Source organism: Bacteroides helcogenes P 36-108, assembly GCF_000186225.1.
Classification (GTDB): domain Bacteria; phylum Bacteroidota; class Bacteroidia; order Bacteroidales; family Bacteroidaceae; genus Bacteroides; species Bacteroides helcogenes.
This window is the reverse complement of the sequence record NC_014933.1, coordinates 2,642,715-2,661,309: the sequence shown is the minus strand read 5'-3', so window position 1 is coordinate 2,661,309 and position 18,595 is coordinate 2,642,715. Positions and strand designations below refer to the sequence as shown.

General features: G+C 43.1%; 17 protein-coding genes. 8 read left to right on the top strand and 9 right to left on the bottom strand.

Annotated features, from left to right (window positions below; genetic code table 11):
- Nucleotides 1-16: 16 nt before the first annotated feature.
- From BACHE_RS10805 to BACHE_RS10795, 3 genes are read right to left on the bottom strand one after another with little or no spacing between them, the layout of a single operon-like run.
- The gene (locus BACHE_RS10805; RefSeq protein WP_013547741.1) at nucleotides 17-667 is read right to left on the bottom strand and encodes an ABC transporter permease; all 651 of its coding nucleotides are present in this window, start codon (nucleotides 665-667) and stop codon (nucleotides 17-19) included.
- 47 nt (nucleotides 668-714) lie between these two features.
- On the bottom strand, nucleotides 715-1,401 hold the full coding sequence (locus BACHE_RS10800) for an ABC transporter ATP-binding protein (RefSeq protein WP_013547740.1): 687 nt from the start codon (nucleotides 1,399-1,401) through the stop codon (nucleotides 715-717).
- A 31-nt stretch (nucleotides 1,402-1,432) separates the two neighbouring features.
- Nucleotides 1,433-3,748 carry an ABC transporter permease gene (locus tag BACHE_RS10795; RefSeq protein WP_013547739.1) on the bottom strand — a complete coding sequence of 772 codons (2,316 nt, stop codon included), beginning with the start codon at nucleotides 3,746-3,748 and terminating at the stop codon, nucleotides 1,433-1,435.
- A gap of 338 nt (nucleotides 3,749-4,086) precedes the next feature.
- Here BACHE_RS10795 and BACHE_RS10790 point away from each other — a divergent pair, with 338 nt between their 5' ends.
- The 8 genes from BACHE_RS10790 to BACHE_RS10755 all read left to right on the top strand — a co-directional run bounded on the left by BACHE_RS10790 (nucleotide 4,087) and on the right by BACHE_RS10755 (nucleotide 13,043).
- Nucleotides 4,087-4,893 (top strand): metallophosphoesterase family protein, encoded by an 807-nt coding sequence (locus tag BACHE_RS10790; RefSeq protein ID WP_013547738.1) that lies wholly within the window; start codon nucleotides 4,087-4,089, stop codon nucleotides 4,891-4,893.
- Nucleotides 4,868-5,524 carry a hypothetical protein gene (locus tag BACHE_RS10785; RefSeq protein WP_013547737.1) on the top strand — a complete coding sequence of 219 codons (657 nt, stop codon included), beginning with the start codon at nucleotides 4,868-4,870 and terminating at the stop codon, nucleotides 5,522-5,524. Before BACHE_RS10790 ends, BACHE_RS10785 begins: the two co-directional genes overlap by 26 nt.
- A 53-nt stretch (nucleotides 5,525-5,577) precedes the next feature.
- Nucleotides 5,578-6,939, top strand: a complete 1,362-nt coding sequence (locus tag BACHE_RS10780; RefSeq protein ID WP_013547736.1) for a sigma-54-dependent transcriptional regulator — start codon at nucleotides 5,578-5,580, stop codon at nucleotides 6,937-6,939.
- A 5-nt stretch (nucleotides 6,940-6,944) separates the two neighbouring features.
- A complete protein-coding gene (locus BACHE_RS10775; RefSeq protein WP_013547735.1) occupies nucleotides 6,945-8,303 on the top strand; it encodes a sensor histidine kinase in 1,359 nt (452 codons plus the stop codon).
- A gap of 94 nt (nucleotides 8,304-8,397) precedes the next feature.
- Complete coding sequence (locus tag BACHE_RS10770) at nucleotides 8,398-9,849, top strand: potassium/proton antiporter (RefSeq protein WP_013547734.1); 1,452 nt, start codon at nucleotides 8,398-8,400, stop codon at nucleotides 9,847-9,849.
- Nucleotides 9,850-9,965: 116 nt separating this feature from the next.
- Nucleotides 9,966-11,633, top strand: a complete 1,668-nt coding sequence (locus tag BACHE_RS10765) for a long-chain fatty acid--CoA ligase (protein ID WP_013547733.1) — start codon at nucleotides 9,966-9,968, stop codon at nucleotides 11,631-11,633.
- A 254-nt stretch (nucleotides 11,634-11,887) separates the two neighbouring features.
- On the top strand, nucleotides 11,888-12,355 hold the full coding sequence (locus tag BACHE_RS10760) for an alanyl-tRNA editing protein (protein WP_013547732.1): 468 nt from the start codon (nucleotides 11,888-11,890) through the stop codon (nucleotides 12,353-12,355).
- Nucleotides 12,356-12,599: 244 nt separating this feature from the next.
- Entirely contained in the window at nucleotides 12,600-13,043 is a 444-nt protein-coding gene (locus BACHE_RS10755) for an Hsp20/alpha crystallin family protein (RefSeq protein ID WP_148229837.1), read from the top strand.
- A 59-nt stretch (nucleotides 13,044-13,102) separates the two neighbouring features.
- Here BACHE_RS10755 and BACHE_RS10750 read toward each other — a convergent pair whose 3' ends face one another.
- The 6 genes from BACHE_RS10750 to BACHE_RS10725 all read right to left on the bottom strand — a co-directional run bounded on the left by BACHE_RS10750 (nucleotide 13,103) and on the right by BACHE_RS10725 (nucleotide 18,589).
- Nucleotides 13,103-14,053: an MraY family glycosyltransferase gene (locus BACHE_RS10750; protein WP_013547730.1), complete on the bottom strand. Its 951-nt coding sequence runs from the start codon at nucleotides 14,051-14,053 to the stop codon at nucleotides 13,103-13,105.
- Nucleotides 14,054-14,111: 58 nt separating this feature from the next.
- The gene (locus BACHE_RS10745; RefSeq protein ID WP_013547729.1) at nucleotides 14,112-15,092 is read right to left on the bottom strand and encodes an NAD-dependent epimerase/dehydratase family protein; all 981 of its coding nucleotides are present in this window, start codon (nucleotides 15,090-15,092) and stop codon (nucleotides 14,112-14,114) included.
- 7 nt (nucleotides 15,093-15,099) lie between these two features.
- The gene (locus BACHE_RS10740; protein ID WP_013547728.1) at nucleotides 15,100-15,582 is read right to left on the bottom strand and encodes a DUF6169 family protein; all 483 of its coding nucleotides are present in this window, start codon (nucleotides 15,580-15,582) and stop codon (nucleotides 15,100-15,102) included.
- A 192-nt stretch (nucleotides 15,583-15,774) separates the two neighbouring features.
- Complete coding sequence (gmd, locus tag BACHE_RS10735) at nucleotides 15,775-16,857, bottom strand: GDP-mannose 4,6-dehydratase (protein WP_013547726.1); 1,083 nt, start codon at nucleotides 16,855-16,857, stop codon at nucleotides 15,775-15,777.
- Nucleotides 16,858-16,866: 9 nt separating this feature from the next.
- On the bottom strand, nucleotides 16,867-17,631 hold the full coding sequence (locus tag BACHE_RS10730; RefSeq protein WP_013547725.1) for a glycosyltransferase family 2 protein: 765 nt from the start codon (nucleotides 17,629-17,631) through the stop codon (nucleotides 16,867-16,869).
- A 1-nt stretch (nucleotide 17,632) separates the two neighbouring features.
- A complete protein-coding gene (locus BACHE_RS10725; protein ID WP_013547724.1) occupies nucleotides 17,633-18,589 on the bottom strand; it encodes an NAD-dependent epimerase/dehydratase family protein in 957 nt (318 codons plus the stop codon).
- Between the last annotated feature and the right edge of the window lie 6 nt (nucleotides 18,590-18,595).

Sequence of the window (18,595 nt, the reverse complement as noted above, 5' to 3'; positions counted from 1 at the left end):
TAATGCTTTTTATTCGTTATATATTATTCATTCCCCATGCACCCACTCCATAGCCCCAATCCACCGCCGCTATGGAAAGCAGGATGCCGTGTGGCAGGATGGTGTTTCTCGGCACATCCCGATAGATGCCCCGGATGGTGACATTGAACATTTTCTCTACGGAAAGTCCCTTGCCGATTGGATCTTCATCTCCAAAAACACGACGTGCCATGCTTTGCGAGATAAAAGCATTCTGCATCACGGAGAGGTCGTGCGGGTCACCCTTCAACACCTGCACACCGGTAGTACGGAAATAGAGCGTATCAACGCAGAGTATCGGCATCGCTTCCAGCTTCTTGTCCTCTTTATAAAATGAAGGCTGTAAAATACTTGATGTCAAACTGGCGCATTCCACCTGTTCGGAAAGCGCCTCCCACAAATCGGCCGCCGCAGGGCGATAAGTGCCATAATTGTGGTCTTTGTCAGGAATTCCATCCTTGGCATTACGCATCCGGAGCATTACTAACTGTTCCGGGTCTTTATAGAAATTCTCGTAGCTCAGTTCATAGGCTATCTGCGAGAAGAGTAGAATGCCCACCAACAGTCCCAACACCAGAGAAGTCAGCTTCACGAGGTTTCCCCCACACCCGCGAAGCAATGTCTGAATAATATAATATAAATGCCTCATCAATTCAAATTTAATAAAAGACAGTCGCCCCTCGTTCCTGTTCCTTTTCAGATACCCTGCATGGCAGCCACATTTGCCACTATACTACCATCAAACAAATGTATCGTCCGATGTGCAAACGAAGCGTCATGCTGCGAGTGCGTCACCATGATAATCGTAGTTCCTTCCTTATTCAGCTCGGTCAGGAGGCTCATCACTTCGGCTCCGTTCTTGGAATCAAGATTACCGGTAGGTTCATCGGCAAGTATCAGTTTCGGATTTGTCACCACCGCACGTGCTATCGCCACACGCTGTTGCTGACCACCTGAGAGCTGCTGCGGAAAATGCTTGGCACGGTGGCCTATGTTCATTCGTTTCAGTATATCCTCCACCATACGTTTACGTTCACTTGCCTTCACGCCAAGATAGGTCAATGGAAGCTCCACGTTTTCATAGACATTCAGTTCGTCTATCAGGTTAAAGCTCTGGAAGACGAAGCCTAACTTTCCTTTGCGCACCCGTGTACGATCCTTTTCCTTCAAATCGGCCACTTCCTGGCCAAGCAGCCTATAGCTGCCTTCCGTGGGATTGTCCAGCAGTCCGAGAATATTCAACAGGGTGGACTTTCCGCAACCGGAGGGTCCCATTATGGCTACAAATTCGCCCTCTTTCACTTCAAGGCTTACGTGATTCAATGCCACGGTTTCTACTTCCGAGGTACGAAATACTTTGCTGATGTTATTAATTTCAATCATGATGTTTTTGTTTATATAGTTACTAATTTCATTACTCGCTCTTAATACTGTTTACCGGATTCTCATTGGCTATCCGCCAAGACTTCCAAAGTACACAACCTACAATAACCGCCAAGTTGGCCATCAGTACCAGTGCATACGCCACCCATCCCATCGGGATGCGTTCCGTGAACTGCTCCATCCAGATGCCGTTGACGTACCACGCAGCGGCAGTGCCGATGAATACTGCCGGAGCTGCCACATAGAGCACATCACGCGACAGCAATTCCAGTATCATACTTGCCTCCGCCCCGTTCACCTTGCGGATGGCAATCTCTTTGCTGCGGCGGCGTACCTCGTCCGTAGTATAGCCAATCAAGCCCATCAGCATGACGAAGAACATGGTCACAGCCGACAATAGCGTAGCGTTGCGGAACACGCGGACAGAGTTGTATGTATCATATATCAGTTTGTCATACCCCTCGAAGTCGATAGTCTGGTCGTGGAAGGCTTCCGCTACCGCCTTATTCAATTTCTGAAGATTCTCAGCAAAAGGCTCCTTCAGGCGGAGGTGGATACTTCCGTAAAAAGCTTTGTTACCACGAGCCAGAAAAGGCTTTTTCCCCGCAGTGAAGCCTCCTATCTGAAAGTCCTTCAACTGCCCCACTATCTTGAGCGACACACCATCTGTACTCACCATGCGTCCCACTACGTTGTCTCCCCAGTGCATCATCTCAGCAAAGGTTTCGTTCACCACAGCCTCATCCCGTTCACGCGCCATGCATCCCGCTTTGACGGTAATGCCCATCAGTGCCGGATAGTCCTCACGCATAAAGTAACTGGCACGGGTGGAGAAAAGTGCCTGTCCCGCCTCTCCCTCAATCATTGAACCACTATATTCCCGTATTGGAGTACCATTGGCGCTGGACACCGCTTCCACGTAGGGCAGTCCTTTAAAGAACTGGTAAGCGGCCTCACGTGTCTCCTCCTCCTGCCAATAAGCCGATCCCACAGCAAGACGTTGCGGATTGAAGCCCATATCCTTGTTCATCACATAATGGTATTGCGCCATCACCACGCACATCAGTCCGCAGATGAAAGCCACTCCGGCAAACTGGATGAACAGCAGCGGACGCTTCCAACCCTTCTTTCCTTCGGTGTAGCGGCGAAATACTTGCGACACGGGGATGCGGGCAAACAGCCGTCCGGGCAGCATGCCACCCACTACGAAGAGCACAGCCACCACTGTGACCGACACCCAAATGCGTTCCGGGGCCAGCAGCGATGACAGCTTTGCACAGGCCGTATCTTCAAAGAAGTCGCGGAAGTTCAGCAATATCAGTGCCATCAGCAGCAATGACACAAAGATAATGACTCCCGTTTCTATGAGAAACATTCCGAAGACAGTACCTCCGCCGGCGCCACAGCATTTATGTACACCCACTGCCTTGGCACGGTGGCTCAGTGAGGAGATGGAAATCAGCACATAGTTCAGCGTAGCGATAAAGAGGATGGCAAGACCGAGAATGCTCATAATGTTTGTCATGCGTTTTACGCTGTCGTAGCCACGATATGTATCACGGATGGGCTGCACATGCGCACTATAACCATAGCCTGCTTTGTCCTCCTCCGGACGGTACTTGTCTATCATGGCATCAATGCGTGCGTTCACCACAGCACGGTCGGCTCCAGGACGAAAGCGGATATACTCTTTCCAACTGTCACCTCCACTCCACGAATAGTGGGCGGAACTACGGCTCCAAGCCGTAGGCATGGAAATCACTCCTTCGGGACGCATCGTAGCATTCTCCGGCAAAGCGGCATAAATGCCTTTCACTGTCAGGTCGCACTGATGGTCATAACTCAGCACCTTGCCTATCGGATTTTCACCGCCGAATATCTTATTGGCAAGACGGTCGCTCAAGAAGATGACATCCTTCTGCATCAAGTCCTTTTCCGGGTTTCCACTCAATACCTCGATGCCCATTGTGCGGAAAAATAGCGAGTCGGCGGCTATCTTGTTATCATCAAAGCGCACCGCACCATTATAAACAGGCGCACTTACCACCCATATCCCGACACTGGTGGCCGCCTCCACTTCCTTGGAGAAGTTCTCAAGAATAGCGCCTGCCACAGGACCGCAATTTGCTTCCTGCGCCGGATACTTCTCGCCATTCACGGTGAACACCGACCACACCTGATAGAGGTTGTCCGTATCTCTAAAGCAGGTGTCAAAACTCTGCTCGTATGCCACGCGGGAGAAGAGCAGGATACTCATCGTCAGTCCCAGTCCGAGAGAGAGGATTTTGATGACATTCGATCCCCGTCCTCGCAGCAAAGTCCGAATCACGTAATAAAGTAGTTTCATTTTATCTATCGTTTATTTAGATATATTATTCTGTTTATAATAGTGCAGAAAGCGTGCCAAAGCAGTTATCATACTGAATATCAAAAGAAATAATTAACAGAGATATAAAATGAAGTGTCTAATTTTCATACATATCTGTCCAAGAATTAGACAAAAGTCCGTTTGCTTTTATATCGTTCAACCTCACCTTTACGTTGCTAAACCTGACCTTTACGTTGCCAAACCTGACCTTTAATCACAGTAAATCCCAGCTATGGAACATAAAAACGGAAAATTAGAAAACAGTGCTCTCATCAGTATTCTCTATATTTGCCGCAAACATTTAATACTGCATGTATATGAAAATATTCCGATACACCATCATCTCCTTCCTCTGCCTGGCAATGGGAGGTTGTGACCTGATAGAATATCATCCCTATGACGTACGCATCAGCGGTGAAACAGATGTCAATGCACATAATATTGAACGGATAGAGAAAAACTGCAAGGGTAAGACTACCATCCGGTTTGTTACAATGGGCGACTCGCAACGCTGGTATGACGAAACTATCGATTTTGTAAATCACCTCAATGAACGGGATGATATAGATTTTGTCATTCATGGAGGAGATATGAGCGACTTCGGCGTGACAAAAGAGTTCCTTTGGCAACGGGATATAATGAGCAAGCTTAAAATGCCTTATGTGACGCTTATCGGCAACCACGATTGCCTCGGTACAGGAGAAGAAACTTATCGTGTGGTCTTTGGCGAGCCTAATTTCGCATTCATCGCCGGACGAACAAAGTTCGTCTGCCTGAACACCAATGCCATCGAATATGATTATTCCCGTCCTATTCCCGACTTTGAATTTCTCACATCTCAAATACATGACCGTGCAACCGAATTCAACAAGACAGTAATATCCATGCATATCCGCCCGTTTTGCGATGAGTTCAATAATAATGTGGCTCATGTGTTCCAACGTTATGTCAACGAATTTCCCGGCATACAATTTTGCACCGCCGCCCACGAACATCACCTGTTCGAAGAAGATCTTTTCGGCGACGGAGTCATGTACTACATGAGTGACTGCATGAAAAGACGATGCTATTATATATTCACTATAACCCCTGACGGCTATGAACATGAAGCGGTTTATTATTAATCGGCTACTATGCGCCGTAGCCATCATTTGCCTGCTGCCCCTCCCACTTTCAGCACAAGAATCTCCCAATCGCTACGATCGCCGTGTACATCGGTATCGCAAACATTGGGAAGCCCTTATTCCCACACACACCAAAATACAGTTTGCAGGTAATATGGGACTTATTTCTTTGGGTACAGGATGGGACTATGGCAAGCATAACCAATGGGAAACAGATCTTTTCTTCGGAGTCTTGCCTAAATACGAATCCCAACGCACAAAATTCACCTTTACTTTAAAACAAAATTACATGCCCTGGAGTCTTGACATGTGGAAACGTTTTTCAGTAGAGCCTTTGTCATGCGGCATGTATCTGAATACTGTATTCGGCGAAGAATTTTGGGTGCGCGAACCAGACCGTTATCCCAAAGGCTACTACGGCTTCTCGTCCAAAGTACGCACTCATGTCTTTCTGGGTCAGCGCATCACCTATGACATAGATCCCAAAAGGCGTTTCACAGCCAAAGCCATTACATTCTTCTACGAGCTGAGCACATGTGATTTATACCTTATCAGCGCTTTCACCAATAAATATCTGAAGCCTAAGGATTATCTGAGCCTGTCGTTCGGCATTAAATTGCAGTTATTATAAGAAACTCCTCCAAGAAAATCACTACCTTTGCCTGCAAGAAATCCAATCAACTCATGGCAAAAAAATCAGGAAATATCCTTATCGTCGATGATAACCGGGGCGTACTGGCCGCTTTGCAACTTCTGCTGAAACCTCATTTTGACAGGATAAGCACACTATCTTCACCTGCAACTCTCCCCAGCGTACTGCGCGAAGAAGACTGGCAGGTAGTTCTTCTTGATATGAATTTCACTTCAGGTATCAATACAGGAAATGAAGGTCTGTATTGGCTGCACGAAATAAAAAAACAGCATTCCTCCCTGCCCGTCGTACTTTTTACCGCATACGCCGACATCGACCTTGCTGTACGGGGCATCAAAGAGGGCGCATCAGATTTTATCGTAAAGCCTTGGGATAATCAAAGACTGGTAGAAACCTTGCTGAATGCAGCATCAACAGCAAATCCCAAAGTTCTTGCCGAGGCAAACAAAAGAGCTGGAAGCAGTCATTCTCCTTCAGAATCACATGCCATGTATTGGGGAGAGAGTCCTGCCATGCAACGGCTTCGACTTCTGGTAGAGAAAGTCGCTGCCACCGATGCCAATATCCTCATCACCGGCGAAAATGGCACAGGAAAAGAAATGCTGGCACGTGAAATACATGCACTGTCATCACGCAACCGGCAAGAAATAGTAAGTGTAGATATGGGGGCAATCACCGAAAGTCTGTTTGAGAGCGAACTGTTCGGCCACGTGAAAGGCTCCTTTACCGATGCGCATGCCGACCGTGCAGGTAAATTCGAAGCAGCCGACCATAGCTCGCTTTTTCTCGATGAAATAGGAAATCTCCCATACCACCTGCAAGCCAAACTACTGACCGCCATCCAAAGACGGAGCATCGTGCGCGTAGGAAGCAACACTCTCATTCCCGTAAATATCCGTCTCATCTGCGCTACCAACCGTAACCTTACGGAAATGGTGGAAAAAGGAGACTTTCGCGAAGATTTATTATACCGAATCAATACCATACATCTTGAAATACCTTCGTTGCGTGAGCGTCCTGAAGATATAATTCCTCTGGCAGAACGTTTTATCACCCGTTTTTGCAAACAATATGATAAGCCCTTGGTCAAACTGACCGACGGGGCCCGTGAGAGATTGACGCTTCATCCGTGGTATGGCAACATCCGTGAATTGGAACATGCCATTGAAAAAGCCATTATCATCTGTGAGAATACGTTCCTGCCTGCAGAATTGTTCCAACTGCCCCGCCGCACAGCGACTGTCGAAGCCACAGCCTCCACTCTCGAAGAAATGGAAATGCGGATGATCCGGAATACATTAGATAAATGCAACGGAAACCTCTCGGCAGTCGCTTCCCAACTGGGCATCACAAGACAGACATTATACAATAAGATGAAAAAATATGGAATTTAAGTATTATGCTCAAAAAGTTAGGTAACTATTATCTTTTCCGTGTCACAATCAGCCTGCTGGTGACCCTTGTCTCAGGGCTGATGTGGGCTTTGGCTTTCACAGAACATGTTTATACAAATGGATTGGGCAATCCGCTATTCTGGGCTGTATTCTGTACCCTTTCTCTCCCTCTTGTCCTGTGCTGGCAACAAAAACTTTACCGCCATCATATCCGGAAAGTGCTATTCATGCTCGATGCCATGGAGAACGATGATAATGCCATCCATTTTTCCGAATCCGAGCCCGACATAGATTCACGTCTGGTAAATCAGGCACTGAACAGGGTGACCCGTATTTTATACAATGTGAAAAGTGAAACAGCCCAACAAGAGAAATACTATGAGCTTATCCTTGACTGCGTCAACACCGGTGTACTCGTGCTGAACGATAATGGCGCCGTCTATCAAAAAAACAGCGAGGCTTTGCGTTTGCTCGGACTGAATGTATTTACCCATATCAACCAATTAACCCGTATAGATCCCCGTCTTACGAATATCCTTGCCAATTGCCGTCCGGGTGACAAATTTCAAATTCCATTCAGCAACGAACGAGGTACTGTAAATCTGTCTGTCCGTGTCAGTAATATCACCGTGCGGAAAGAGCATCTGCGCATTCTCGCTCTGAATGACATCAACAGTGAACTGGATGAAAAAGAAATTGATTCATGGATTCGTCTCACACGTGTACTGACTCACGAAATAATGAATGCCGTCACTCCGATAACTTCATTAAGTGACACTTTACTGAACCTCACTGCCTCCCCCTCCTCTCAAGATGAAATACGCAGCGGGCTGCAGACCATCAGCAGCACAGGAAAAGGATTGCTTGCATTTATTGAATCTTACCGCAAATTCACACGTATCCCTACCCCTGAACCTTCGTTATTTTATGTAAAAAGTTTCATTGAGCGTATGGTGGAACTGGCACGTCACCAACATCCCGATGTACATGTCACTTTCCATACACACATTACACCGAATGATCTGATTCTGTATGCAGACGAAAATCTAATTTCACAAGTCCTTATCAATCTTCTCAAAAATGCCATACAGGCCATCGAGGCAGATAAAATGCCGGATAAAGAAGGCAACATCCACATCCGAGCTTACTGCAACGAAACCGAGGCCATCTTGATCGAAATTTCCAACAATGGTCTTGCAATTCCTCAGGAGATTGCCGAACATATATTTATCCCCTTCTTTACCACTAAAGAGGGAGGAAGTGGCATAGGATTAAGCATTTCACGCCAAATTATGCGCCTTTCCGGAGGGAACATTTCTTTATTGCCAGGTAAAGAAACTACATTTATATTGAAATTTAATTGAACAAATTGAAGTTTCCATTTGTTTATTATCATATTTATCTTTGTCTATTAAGACAGCATAATCATCATTTCAATAACCTTATAACGCTAATTATATGTTATTTACAGCAGAAAACATTCTACTAACAGGTTCTATTCTACTTTTCGTCAGTATTATTGTTGGCAAGACAGGCTACCGTTTCGGAGTTCCCGCTTTGTTACTTTTTCTTGTGGTAGGTATGCTTTTCGGAAGCGATGGCTTAGGTTTGCAGTTCCACAATGCCAAGGAAGCGCAGTTCATTGGCATGGTAGCTCTTAGCATCATCCTGTTCTCCGGCGGTATGGACACCAAATTTATGGAGATAAGGCCCATTCTGGCTCCCGGCATTGTCTTATCCACCATAGGTGTATTGCTGACAGCCCTATTCACTGGACTATTCATCTGGTGGCTTTCAGGCATGAGTTGGACCAACATCCATCTTCCACTTATTACCTCACTGCTATTGGCATCTACCATGTCCTCTACCGACTCCGCATCCGTATTTGCCATTCTGAGATCGCAGAAAATGAACCTGAAACATAACTTACGTCCGATGCTGGAATTAGAAAGCGGCAGTAATGATCCCATGGCATATATGCTCACCATTGTACTCATCCAGTTTATCCAATCTTCAGGAATGGGAATTCTCCAGATATTGGGATCATTCGCCATACAGTTCATTGTCGGCGCCGCGGCCGGTTATTTACTCGGCAAGCTGGCAATTCTTATGCTGAACCGCCTGAATATTGATAATCAAGCACTCTACCCTATTCTTCTGCTTTCATTCGTTTTTTTCACTTTCTCCATTACCGATCTATTAAGAGGTAACGGTTATTTAGCAGTTTATATCGCAGGCATGATGGTAGGAAATAATAAAATCATGTATCGCAAGGAAATATATACTTTTATGGACGGCCTGACATGGCTCTTCCAAATCATCATGTTCCTTTGTCTCGGTCTGCTTGTCAACCCTCACGAAATGCTTGAGATTGCTGTGGTAGCACTGCTTATTGGTGTATTTATGATTGTTGTCGGACGTCCGTTCAGTGTTTTCTTATGCCTGCTTCCTTTTGGTAAGAAAATTACTTTCAAATCAAACCTGTTCGTATCATGGGTAGGACTGCGTGGAGCCGTGCCTATCATCTTTGCCACCTATCCTGTCGTAGCCCAAGTTCCCGGCGCAGGAGTGATCTTCAATATCGTCTTTTTCATAACCATCGTATCACTCGTCATTCAGGGTACTACGGTTTCTTGGATTGCACGCCTGCTTGGCCTCTCTACCCCGATGGAGAAAACCGGAAACGATTTCGGTGTGGAATTGCCCGAAGAAATAGATTCCGACCTGCGTGATATGAGCGTTACCGAAGAAATACTGAAACGAGGTGATACCCTGAAAGATATGAACCTGCCCAAAGGAACGCTTGTTATGATCGTGAAACGTGGAGATGAATACCTCATCCCAAATGGAACGTTAAAACTGCATGTAGGAGATAAATTGCTGTTAATTTCAGAAAAGGCCAAAGAGTAAGAAAAACAGGAAACTTTTCCTGCCTATATGGTTAATAAAAATATAGTGAACTGCTTGTTTTGCATTGGTATAAGCTCTATATTTGCGCAGTTTTAACTAAAGTGTGCAAAATACGAATGGAACAGGAACAAGGGTTCATTGACTACATAGAACAAAGTATTATCAATAATTGGGATCGCAATGCCCTGACAGACTATAAAGGAATTACCCTACAATATAAAGACGTAGCAAGAAAAATAGCCAAATTCCATATTGTACTGGAAAGTGCCGGAATTCAGCCCGGTGACAAAATTGCAGTTTGCGGTCGAAACAGTGCTCATTGGGCAGTAGCCTTCCTTGCCACTATCACCTATGGCGCTGTCATTGTTCCTATTCTTCACGAATTCAAGGCCGACAATATACATAATATAGTAAATCATTCTGAGGCCAAACTCCTTTTTGCTGGTGACCAGATATGGGAAAATCTGAATGACGAAGCTATGCCCTTACTTATAGGAATAGCATTGCTGACTGATTTCAATCCGGTAGTATGTCGTAATAAACAGTTATTGGAGGCTTTCGAGCATCGTAATGCCATCTATGGCGCACGTTATCCCAAAAATTTTCGTCCCGAACACATTTGTTACCGTAAAGAAAAATCACCCGAAGAATTGGCCGTCATTAACTATACATCCGGTACAACAGGGTACTCCAAAGGAGTGATGCTGCCTTACCGCAGTCTTTGGTCAAACATTGCATACTGCCATGAGATGCTGCCCGTTCGTCCCGGTGATCATATTGTTTCTATGCTCCCTTTGGGACATGTATTCGGCATGGTATATGATTTTTTATACGGTTTCTCAGCCGGTGCACATCTCTATTTCCTTACCCGCATGCCGTCACCCAAGATTATCGCCCAATCATTTTCAGAAATCAAACCGCGTGTCATCTCGTGCGTACCGCTTATTATAGAAAAAATCATCAAGAAAAACATCCTGCCTCGGATAGACAACAGAATCGGTAAGCTCCTGCTACGCGTACCTATTATTAATGATAAGATAAAAACCGCAGCCCGTAAGGAAGCCATGGAAATCTTCGGTGGAAACTTTGATGAAATAATCATTGGCGGAGCACCTTTCAATGCCGACGTAGAACGTTTTCTTAAACAAATAGGATTCCCATATACCATTGCGTATGGCATGACTGAATGCGGCCCTATCATCTGTTCCAGCCGTTGGGAAACCCTGAAGCTCGCTTCATGCGGCAAGGCAACTACCCGTATGGAAGTGAAAATAGATTCTCCCGATCCCCAAAATGTAGCAGGTGAAATTATATGCAAGGGAACCAATCTGATGTTGGGATATTATAAAAATATTGAAGCCACTTCTCAAATTATTGACATACACGGCTGGCTGCATACCGGTGACCTCGCAACAATGGATGCCGACGGATACGTTACAGTGCGTGGCCGCAGCAAAAATATGCTGCTCACAGCAAGTGGACAGAATATTTATCCGGAAGAAATAGAAAGCAAACTGAACAATATGCCGTATGTTTCCGAGTCCCTCCTTGTCTTGCAGCAGGAGAAACTCATTGCACTTATTTACCCGGACTTTGAGGATGCTTTCGCACATGGATTGGCTCAGCCGGATATTGAAAAGGTAATGGAAGAAAATCGCAAAGAACTCAACCTGCAGTTACCGGCTTATTCCCAAATAACAAAAGTGAAAATTTATTTCGAGGAATTTGAAAAAACTGCAAAGAAAAGCATTAAACGTTTCATGTATCAAGAAGCAAAAGGATAAATCACCCAAAAGAAGATATCATAACACAAACTTTTAGTTAACAAAGATATAAGAAGAAGACAGAATGCGTAATTTATGTTATAAAGCATATTTTCTCATATAAATTATTTGCATATTTCTCCAAATCCCGTATCTTTGCAATGTGTTTTTCATAGTATTAGATTTAAGGTTAACAAAGGTTGGAGTACAGCGGTACTCCTTTTTTTATATATACAAGTCCATCCCTTTCGTAGAACTAAAAAAATGAAATCATTATGGAACAAGCAATTCAACTCAACGAGCACAACAAACAGGAATATCCCCCCATGCATACAACAGAGCACATCATCAATCAAACCATGATAAGATTATTTGGCTGTGGACGCTCTGTTTCGGCACACATAGAACGAAAAAAAAGTAAATTGGATTATTGTTTGAGAGCATGCCCCACTGAAGAAGAAGTGAGAAAACTGGAAGAAGCAGTCAATGCAATAATACAGCAACATTTACCTGTTACAACAGAGCTTATTACACAAAAGGAAGCTAAAGATTATTTTGACTTGACACGCTTACCGAAAGACGCCTCAGAAGCTGTGCGCATAGTAAAAGTGGGAGAGTATGATAAATGCCTGTGTCTCGGCGCACATGTCTCAAACACATCAGAGATCGGCTATTTCCAAATAATCAGTCACGATTGGGATGAAGAAACCAAACGTTGGAGAATACGTTTTAAATTAATTTGAATTTCAAACAAAATTAAATAAAAAGACACTATTCTGTCATTAAATAAGCAAAATAGTCAGTATATAAATGACAAATAGTCAATTAAAGTAAGGAAAAGCTTGCTGGCATATGGTTTGCAATAATGTCTGTGAACAAGGGTTTAAGAAACGGACGGTAAAAGCCGGAAGGCAGACACCCCAAAAATAAAGTCCAAGTTCAAACCTAAATTAAATGTTTAACTTAAACGAATAGGAGACTATAACTATGATGCCTGTAAGAAGAAACCAAAATTGGTTACCGAGTATTTTTAATGATTTCTTTGATAATGACTGGATGGTAAAAGCAAATGCCACCGCACCTGCCATTAATGTATTTGAGACAGAAAAGGAATACAAAGTGGAATTGGCTGCTCCAGGTATGACAAAGGAAGATTTCAATGTTCATATTGACGAAGAAAACAACCTGGTCATCAGCATGGAGAAAAAAATCGAGAACAAGGAAGAAAATAATAAAGACGAAAAGAAAGAGGGGCGCTACCTGCGTCGTGAGTTCTCATACACCAAATTCCAGCAGACAATGATTTTGCCGGATGACGTAGATAAAGATAAAATTTCTGCTCAGGTAGAAAACGGTGTGCTGAATGTCAACTTACCTAAGTTCACTGAACAAGAAAAAGAGAAGACAAAAAAATTCATTGATGTAAAATAAGATAATTGGTTATTATTAGTCTTCCCCGTTGCAAAGCATGCAGCGGGGAAGATTTATTATTATAAAGATTGATGTAATTTGAAATATTTCTTCATAAAACAGATATAAATGAAGCCAAGAAACAGAATCACTGCCGATAAATACCAATAACCATGATTCATGCAGAAGACATATCCTGCTATAACTACAGCTTGAACCGCCATATAGACAGAAGAAACCACCACATGAGGGATCTGCAGTTCATTCGCCATAAGCTGATACAAATGCTTACGGTGGGGCAAACCGATATTCTCATGAAGCATCAGGCGGTGAATGATAGTCAAAACACTGTCAACACCATAGACAGATAATAAGACAATCCAACTGAAATCTCCTGTACGGATAATTAGTTTGCCTATCAGGAAAAGAAGAATAAAAGCAATACTTACAGAACCCACATCACCCGCAAAACACTTCGCTCTCTTGCGGAAGTTGAAGAAACAGAAGACCATGACGGAACAAATCACCGTATAAATGAAATCACCTTCAACAAAAGGGATGAACTCTGCGTTGATTATCGCCAAGGCAGTTAGCACAACCAAGGAATAACCGCCCGTAATACCGTTGATTCCATCCATGAAGTTATAGGCATTGATGATACCCGTGCAGATAATCAAGGCAATGACAATCCACCACCAAGACAAGGAAAACAAGCCCCATTGGCAGAACATCAATCCCATGGCCGAGAAATGGAAAATCAATCTTGTTACCTGCCGGGTGGACTTGATATCATCCACAAAGCTGATGAACGTAACCAGTGTCAGGGCAAGCATAAACAAGGGGTATTCAAAGCCACTCGTCAGAAAATAAGCCAATGCTCCAAAGTAGAAAATGATTCCCCCACCCCGCAAAGTAATCCGTGTATGACTACTACGTTGATTGGGTTTATCAATGATATTACACTTGTCAGCCACCCTAAAATAAAAAAGTTCTGCTAAAAAGAGCAGAACCAAAACTATCAAATAATACATCTTAAAGAATATCTATCCTCCATGCCCAACTGCATGGCAAATTGTACATTGTAAATTGTCAAATTGTAAATGACCTAATCGTTTTCACGATCCCCTCCTCCGCACGCACAGGCATCCTGTCAATACCCAATGCGGACTTTATCTTCGCATTGCTCACCACATAATTCTCCGTCAGCTTGCGCAGGTGTTCCGTGTTCAAAGGAAGATGAAGCAACGTTCCCAACTTGGCACATCCTTCCATCATGCGCCTGTCCATCTTCCAGATATGTGGCTTACGTCCCAAGACCTCACACATCAAGGTAATCAACTCGTTCGTTGACAAGGCTTCGTCGTCACCCATATGATAAATGCCGCCGGCAACATCCTTGGTCAACAAGCCTTCCACCACATAGCAAAGGTTATCTATCGAAGTGAAAGAACGCCTATTCTCAAATGCTCCCAAAGGCCAGGGGATACCTTTTTTCACAACATTATAAAGCAGATTCAGATTACCCTTGTTACCCGGACCGTGAATCATGCAAGGACGAAGGATATAAACCTGTTTATCCTCACTCTTTGAAATTGAATCCTGCAAATTGTCAGGTGAAAAATGAGACAGAATGTATTCTTCGGCTTTTATCTTGCTTTCCCCGTATGGACCGACCGGAGACGGCACTACATCCTCCGTAAGTACATCCCCCACCACACTGTCGGCGGCAGCCTTTACCGAACTGAAAAAGATGAACTTCCTAACAGACGACTCCGTAAAGAAATCGAATATCTTCTGTGTCAGCCCTGTATTGATGTCAAAATACACCTGGGCAGCAGACCGGTTCTTCGTATCGTGAGCCTTGCCTGCCAAATGGATGATAGCGTCAAACTCCGGAAGGTTCCGCATCGGAAAAGAAGAAGGCTCAATGTCCTTCCAGGAAAAAGTTTTTATTACCCCTTCCTTTTCAGGGGCAACAATATCCAGCCCGTAAAGGTTGTGACGCTCCTTTAGGGCAGCAACAAGATTGGAACCCACAAAGCCGTGGATTCCCGTAATTAGTATGTTCATCAGAAAGCTAATCTACAGGATAGAAATTATTTTTTACTAAATCATAAAAAGCAGACACTAAGGCATCACGTTCCGAGTTCTCTCTATTCAAATAGATCGACACATACAACTGATAGTCATCAGTCACAGCAGCCGCATCATATTTGATTATGTTGCCATCATTATGTCTGAGAAACCATTTAGAAAATAAAAGTCTCCGCTTCTCTTCCTTACCATCCATATTGTCACATACCATTATCATGGCTCGTTTCTTTACGGAAAAGAAAAGTTTCAGAATATATACAACCGTGCAGGCTATTCCATTATCTATTGGATGAGGAGTATCTGTTTCCGGTTCAATATTAAAGGTGTAAACATCAGAAAAGTTTGGATGATAAACTGAAAAATCAATAAAATAAGCATGATAAATTATTCCATGTTTAGTTATAAATGAGTAATTCCACTCACCTTCTTCAGTTACCTCATAAAGGGGTTGCGAACTTAATACCACGCTCTTCGGCTATTTTTTTTACATCCCCCTTGATTTGAATACATTTGCGTATAGCTTTCTTGTCTTCCAATATTTTTTGAAAGACGGATATCGGCTTATGTTCTACACTCTTATTCATAAAAGGATATGTTATTTTACTGCAAAGTTACTGCTATTACTCCAATATTCAAACTTTCAAACCAATATTTTGGTTCACTTACTAATTTGTGTCTTCAGATAGAGTTTTTTCACAAACCGCATATCATGCTCCACCATTATTCTTACCAGTTCCGGAAAGCTTGTTTTGGTAGGATTCCAACCGAGCAATGTCTTGGCTTTTGTAGGATCACCCAATAACTGCTCAACCTCGCAAGGACGGAAATACTTAGCGTCAACCTCAACCAACGGTTTCCCGGTCTTCACGTCAATACCCTTTTCATTCACGCCTTCACCTTCCCAACGAAGTTCAATGCCAACCTCCTTGAAAGCTAAAGTAGCAAACTCACGCACAGTATGCATCTCACCCGTGGCTATCACAAAATCTTCAGGAGTATCATGCTGAAGAATCAGCCACATACATTCCACATAATCCTTAGCATACCCCCAATCTCGACGAGCATCCAAATTGCCAAGATACAACTTATCCTGGAAGCCTTGGGCAATACGAGCGGCAGCCAAAGTAATCTTGCGGGTTACGAAAGTCTCCCCCCGCCGTTCACTCTCATGATTGAACAGAATACCATTTACGGCAAACATTCCGTAGCTTTCACGATAATTCTTGGTAATCCAAAAGCCATATTGTTTAGCAACTCCGTATGGGCTACGGGGATAGAAAGGAGTCGTTTCCTTTTGAGGAACTTCCTGTACTTTACCGAAAAGCTCGGAAGTGGAAGCCTGATAAATCCTTGTTTTCTTCTCCAGACCAAGAATACGGACAGCCTCCAACATACGGAGCGTACCCACAGCATCCGATTCCGCCGTATATTCGGGTACATCAAAGCTGACCTTCACATGGCTCTGGGCAGCAAGATTGTATATCTCATCCGGCTGAACTAACTGAATGATCCGGATAAGTGAACTACTGTCCGTCATATCCCCATAATGAAGATTGATCAAGCGGTCTTTCTTCATGTCACGCACCCATTCATCCAGATAAAGATGTTCGATACGACCCGTATTGAAAGAGGAAGAACGGCGAAGAATACCATGGACTTCGTAACCTTTCTCTATTAAGAATTCAGCCAAAAAGGAACCGTCTTGACCGGTAATACCGGTGATTAATGCTATCTTTTTCATATCATAAAACTATTCTCTCGTAAATATCAATTCAAATATCTTTATAAAATACTTCAAAAACAATAATGGCATGCAAGTCCATATGCCATTTTCTCTACACGCCCGTACTATTTCCTTATTTAAAAGTATGTTGCTTTTAATGGAAGCCGTACTCGCACCTCCCGTCCTCATCTTCATGAAATCCAAAGGCAAATATTTCGACTTCAATTTATAAGTATATAAGAAACGTATCAATAACTCGTAATCAGCGGCTATCTTATAATCCGTCTTGTAATATCCAAATTCCTCAAAGTATCTCCGGTAAGTGAAAAAGGTGGGATGCGCAGGCATAAAGCCATAACGAAAAAGTTTGGGAGAAAAGTTCTTAGAAGAATAGTAACGTACCGTTTTATCCAAATTGTCCGGATTTACAAAACGTACATCTCCATAAACTGCCTCAATCCCATCCTCTTGAAACGCCTCTGCCACTTTATTTATTACATCGGTTCGATGATAAAAGTCATCGGAGTTGATGATACCAACAATGTCACCGGTAGCCATCCGTATGCCTTTGTTCATGGCATCATAAAGCCCTTTGTCCAGTTCACTTATCCAGTGCAGACGCCCATTGAACTTAGATTCATACTCCTTAATAATACTTACCGTATCATCTTTGGAATCGCCATCTATAATTATATATTCAATATTTGGATAAGATTGAGATAAAACGGACTGAATGGTATCATGTAATGTTATAGCACTATTAAAAGTGATAGTTATAATAGAAATATTCATGTTAGCGAAGTGTTGATTCCAACCATTTCAAAGTCTCCTTTATACCTTTTTTCCGTGAATAAGGAGGATTAGGGGCTATTTCGTAAGTAGCAGACAAGTCTATTATATTATCCGTCGTCATATTCTTCAGTCTGAACGAAGTCATGGGAAAAGATATACCAATCTGTTTCAATAAATCACCGCCCCATGCAACACATCGCAATAACCACCAAGGTATTCTCTTGACCTTATAGCCAAGTTCATCAGCAATTTCATTGGCCCAATCCTCAATATTAGTCGGAGGATTATCGCCTATGTAAAACACTTTTCGATTTTCATCACGTGTTTCATTAAATAAAATCTGTTCTATCTGATAAACAGCATTACCCACATATCCATAAGTTTTGGTGCAACTTTTTCTACCAATGTGAAAATAACAATGAGACATCACCATATCAAAGAAGTTTCGATAAGGAACTCCGAACCAAGGTCCCCAAATAGATGTTGGACGTATAATAGCCCAATCACATTGAGGTTTATTATTCCACACTGCATTTTCGGTTTCAACTTTACTTTCCCCATACATGGTCGAAGGAGCATAATCAAATTGATTTTTAGGATAATACCCTGTATGACAAACCAACATAGAAGAAGTAATCACTATTTTCCGCAATGAAGTCAGCTCACTTGCTATTTTCATTAAATTGCGTACTCCCACAATATTAGCCGCATAATCTCCTAATTCTCTTCCATCCAAATCAGTTCGGGCTGCCAAATGCAATATATAATCAGGATTAGATTCGACTACAACTTGTCTAAAAGCCTTCAGATCAGTTATATCAACTTTTATCCAAACATCATTCAACACTTTAACTTTAGGAGGTTGCAAATCAATACACAAAATGTCAAATCGATCTTTAAATGCTAATACTACATTAGTACCAATAAAACCTGAACTACCGATTATTAAGATTTTCATAAAAAC

What these genes read in the sequence shown, in the direction of transcription:
- gmd (WP_013547726.1), bottom strand. Translation starts at nt 16,857, where the DNA reads ATGAAAAAGATAGCATTAATCACCGGTATTACCGGTCAAGACGGTTCC.
- BACHE_RS10780 (WP_013547736.1), top strand. Translation starts at nt 5,578, where the DNA reads ATGGCAAAAAAATCAGGAAATATCCTTATCGTCGATGATAACCGGGGC.
- BACHE_RS10725 (WP_013547724.1), bottom strand. Translation starts at nt 18,589, where the DNA reads ATGAAAATCTTAATAATCGGTAGTTCAGGTTTTATTGGTACTAATGTA.
- BACHE_RS10770 (WP_013547734.1), top strand. Translation starts at nt 8,398, where the DNA reads ATGTTATTTACAGCAGAAAACATTCTACTAACAGGTTCTATTCTACTT.
- BACHE_RS10730 (WP_013547725.1), bottom strand. Translation starts at nt 17,631, where the DNA reads ATGAATATTTCTATTATAACTATCACTTTTAATAGTGCTATAACATTA.
- BACHE_RS10745 (WP_013547729.1), bottom strand. Translation starts at nt 15,092, where the DNA reads ATGAACATACTAATTACGGGAATCCACGGCTTTGTGGGTTCCAATCTT.
- BACHE_RS10800 (WP_013547740.1), bottom strand. Translation starts at nt 1,401, where the DNA reads ATGATTGAAATTAATAACATCAGCAAAGTATTTCGTACCTCGGAAGTA.
- BACHE_RS10750 (WP_013547730.1), bottom strand. Translation starts at nt 14,053, where the DNA reads ATGTATTATTTGATAGTTTTGGTTCTGCTCTTTTTAGCAGAACTTTTT.
- BACHE_RS10755 (WP_148229837.1), top strand. Translation starts at nt 12,600, where the DNA reads ATGATGCCTGTAAGAAGAAACCAAAATTGGTTACCGAGTATTTTTAAT.
- BACHE_RS10775 (WP_013547735.1), top strand. Translation starts at nt 6,945, where the DNA reads ATGCTCAAAAAGTTAGGTAACTATTATCTTTTCCGTGTCACAATCAGC.
- BACHE_RS10760 (WP_013547732.1), top strand. Translation starts at nt 11,888, where the DNA reads ATGGAACAAGCAATTCAACTCAACGAGCACAACAAACAGGAATATCCC.
- BACHE_RS10790 (WP_013547738.1), top strand. Translation starts at nt 4,087, where the DNA reads ATGAAAATATTCCGATACACCATCATCTCCTTCCTCTGCCTGGCAATG.
- BACHE_RS10805 (WP_013547741.1), bottom strand. Translation starts at nt 667, where the DNA reads ATGAGGCATTTATATTATATTATTCAGACATTGCTTCGCGGGTGTGGG.
- BACHE_RS10765 (WP_013547733.1), top strand. Translation starts at nt 9,966, where the DNA reads ATGGAACAGGAACAAGGGTTCATTGACTACATAGAACAAAGTATTATC.
- BACHE_RS10795 (WP_013547739.1), bottom strand. Translation starts at nt 3,748, where the DNA reads ATGAAACTACTTTATTACGTGATTCGGACTTTGCTGCGAGGACGGGGA.
- BACHE_RS10785 (WP_013547737.1), top strand. Translation starts at nt 4,868, where the DNA reads ATGAACATGAAGCGGTTTATTATTAATCGGCTACTATGCGCCGTAGCC.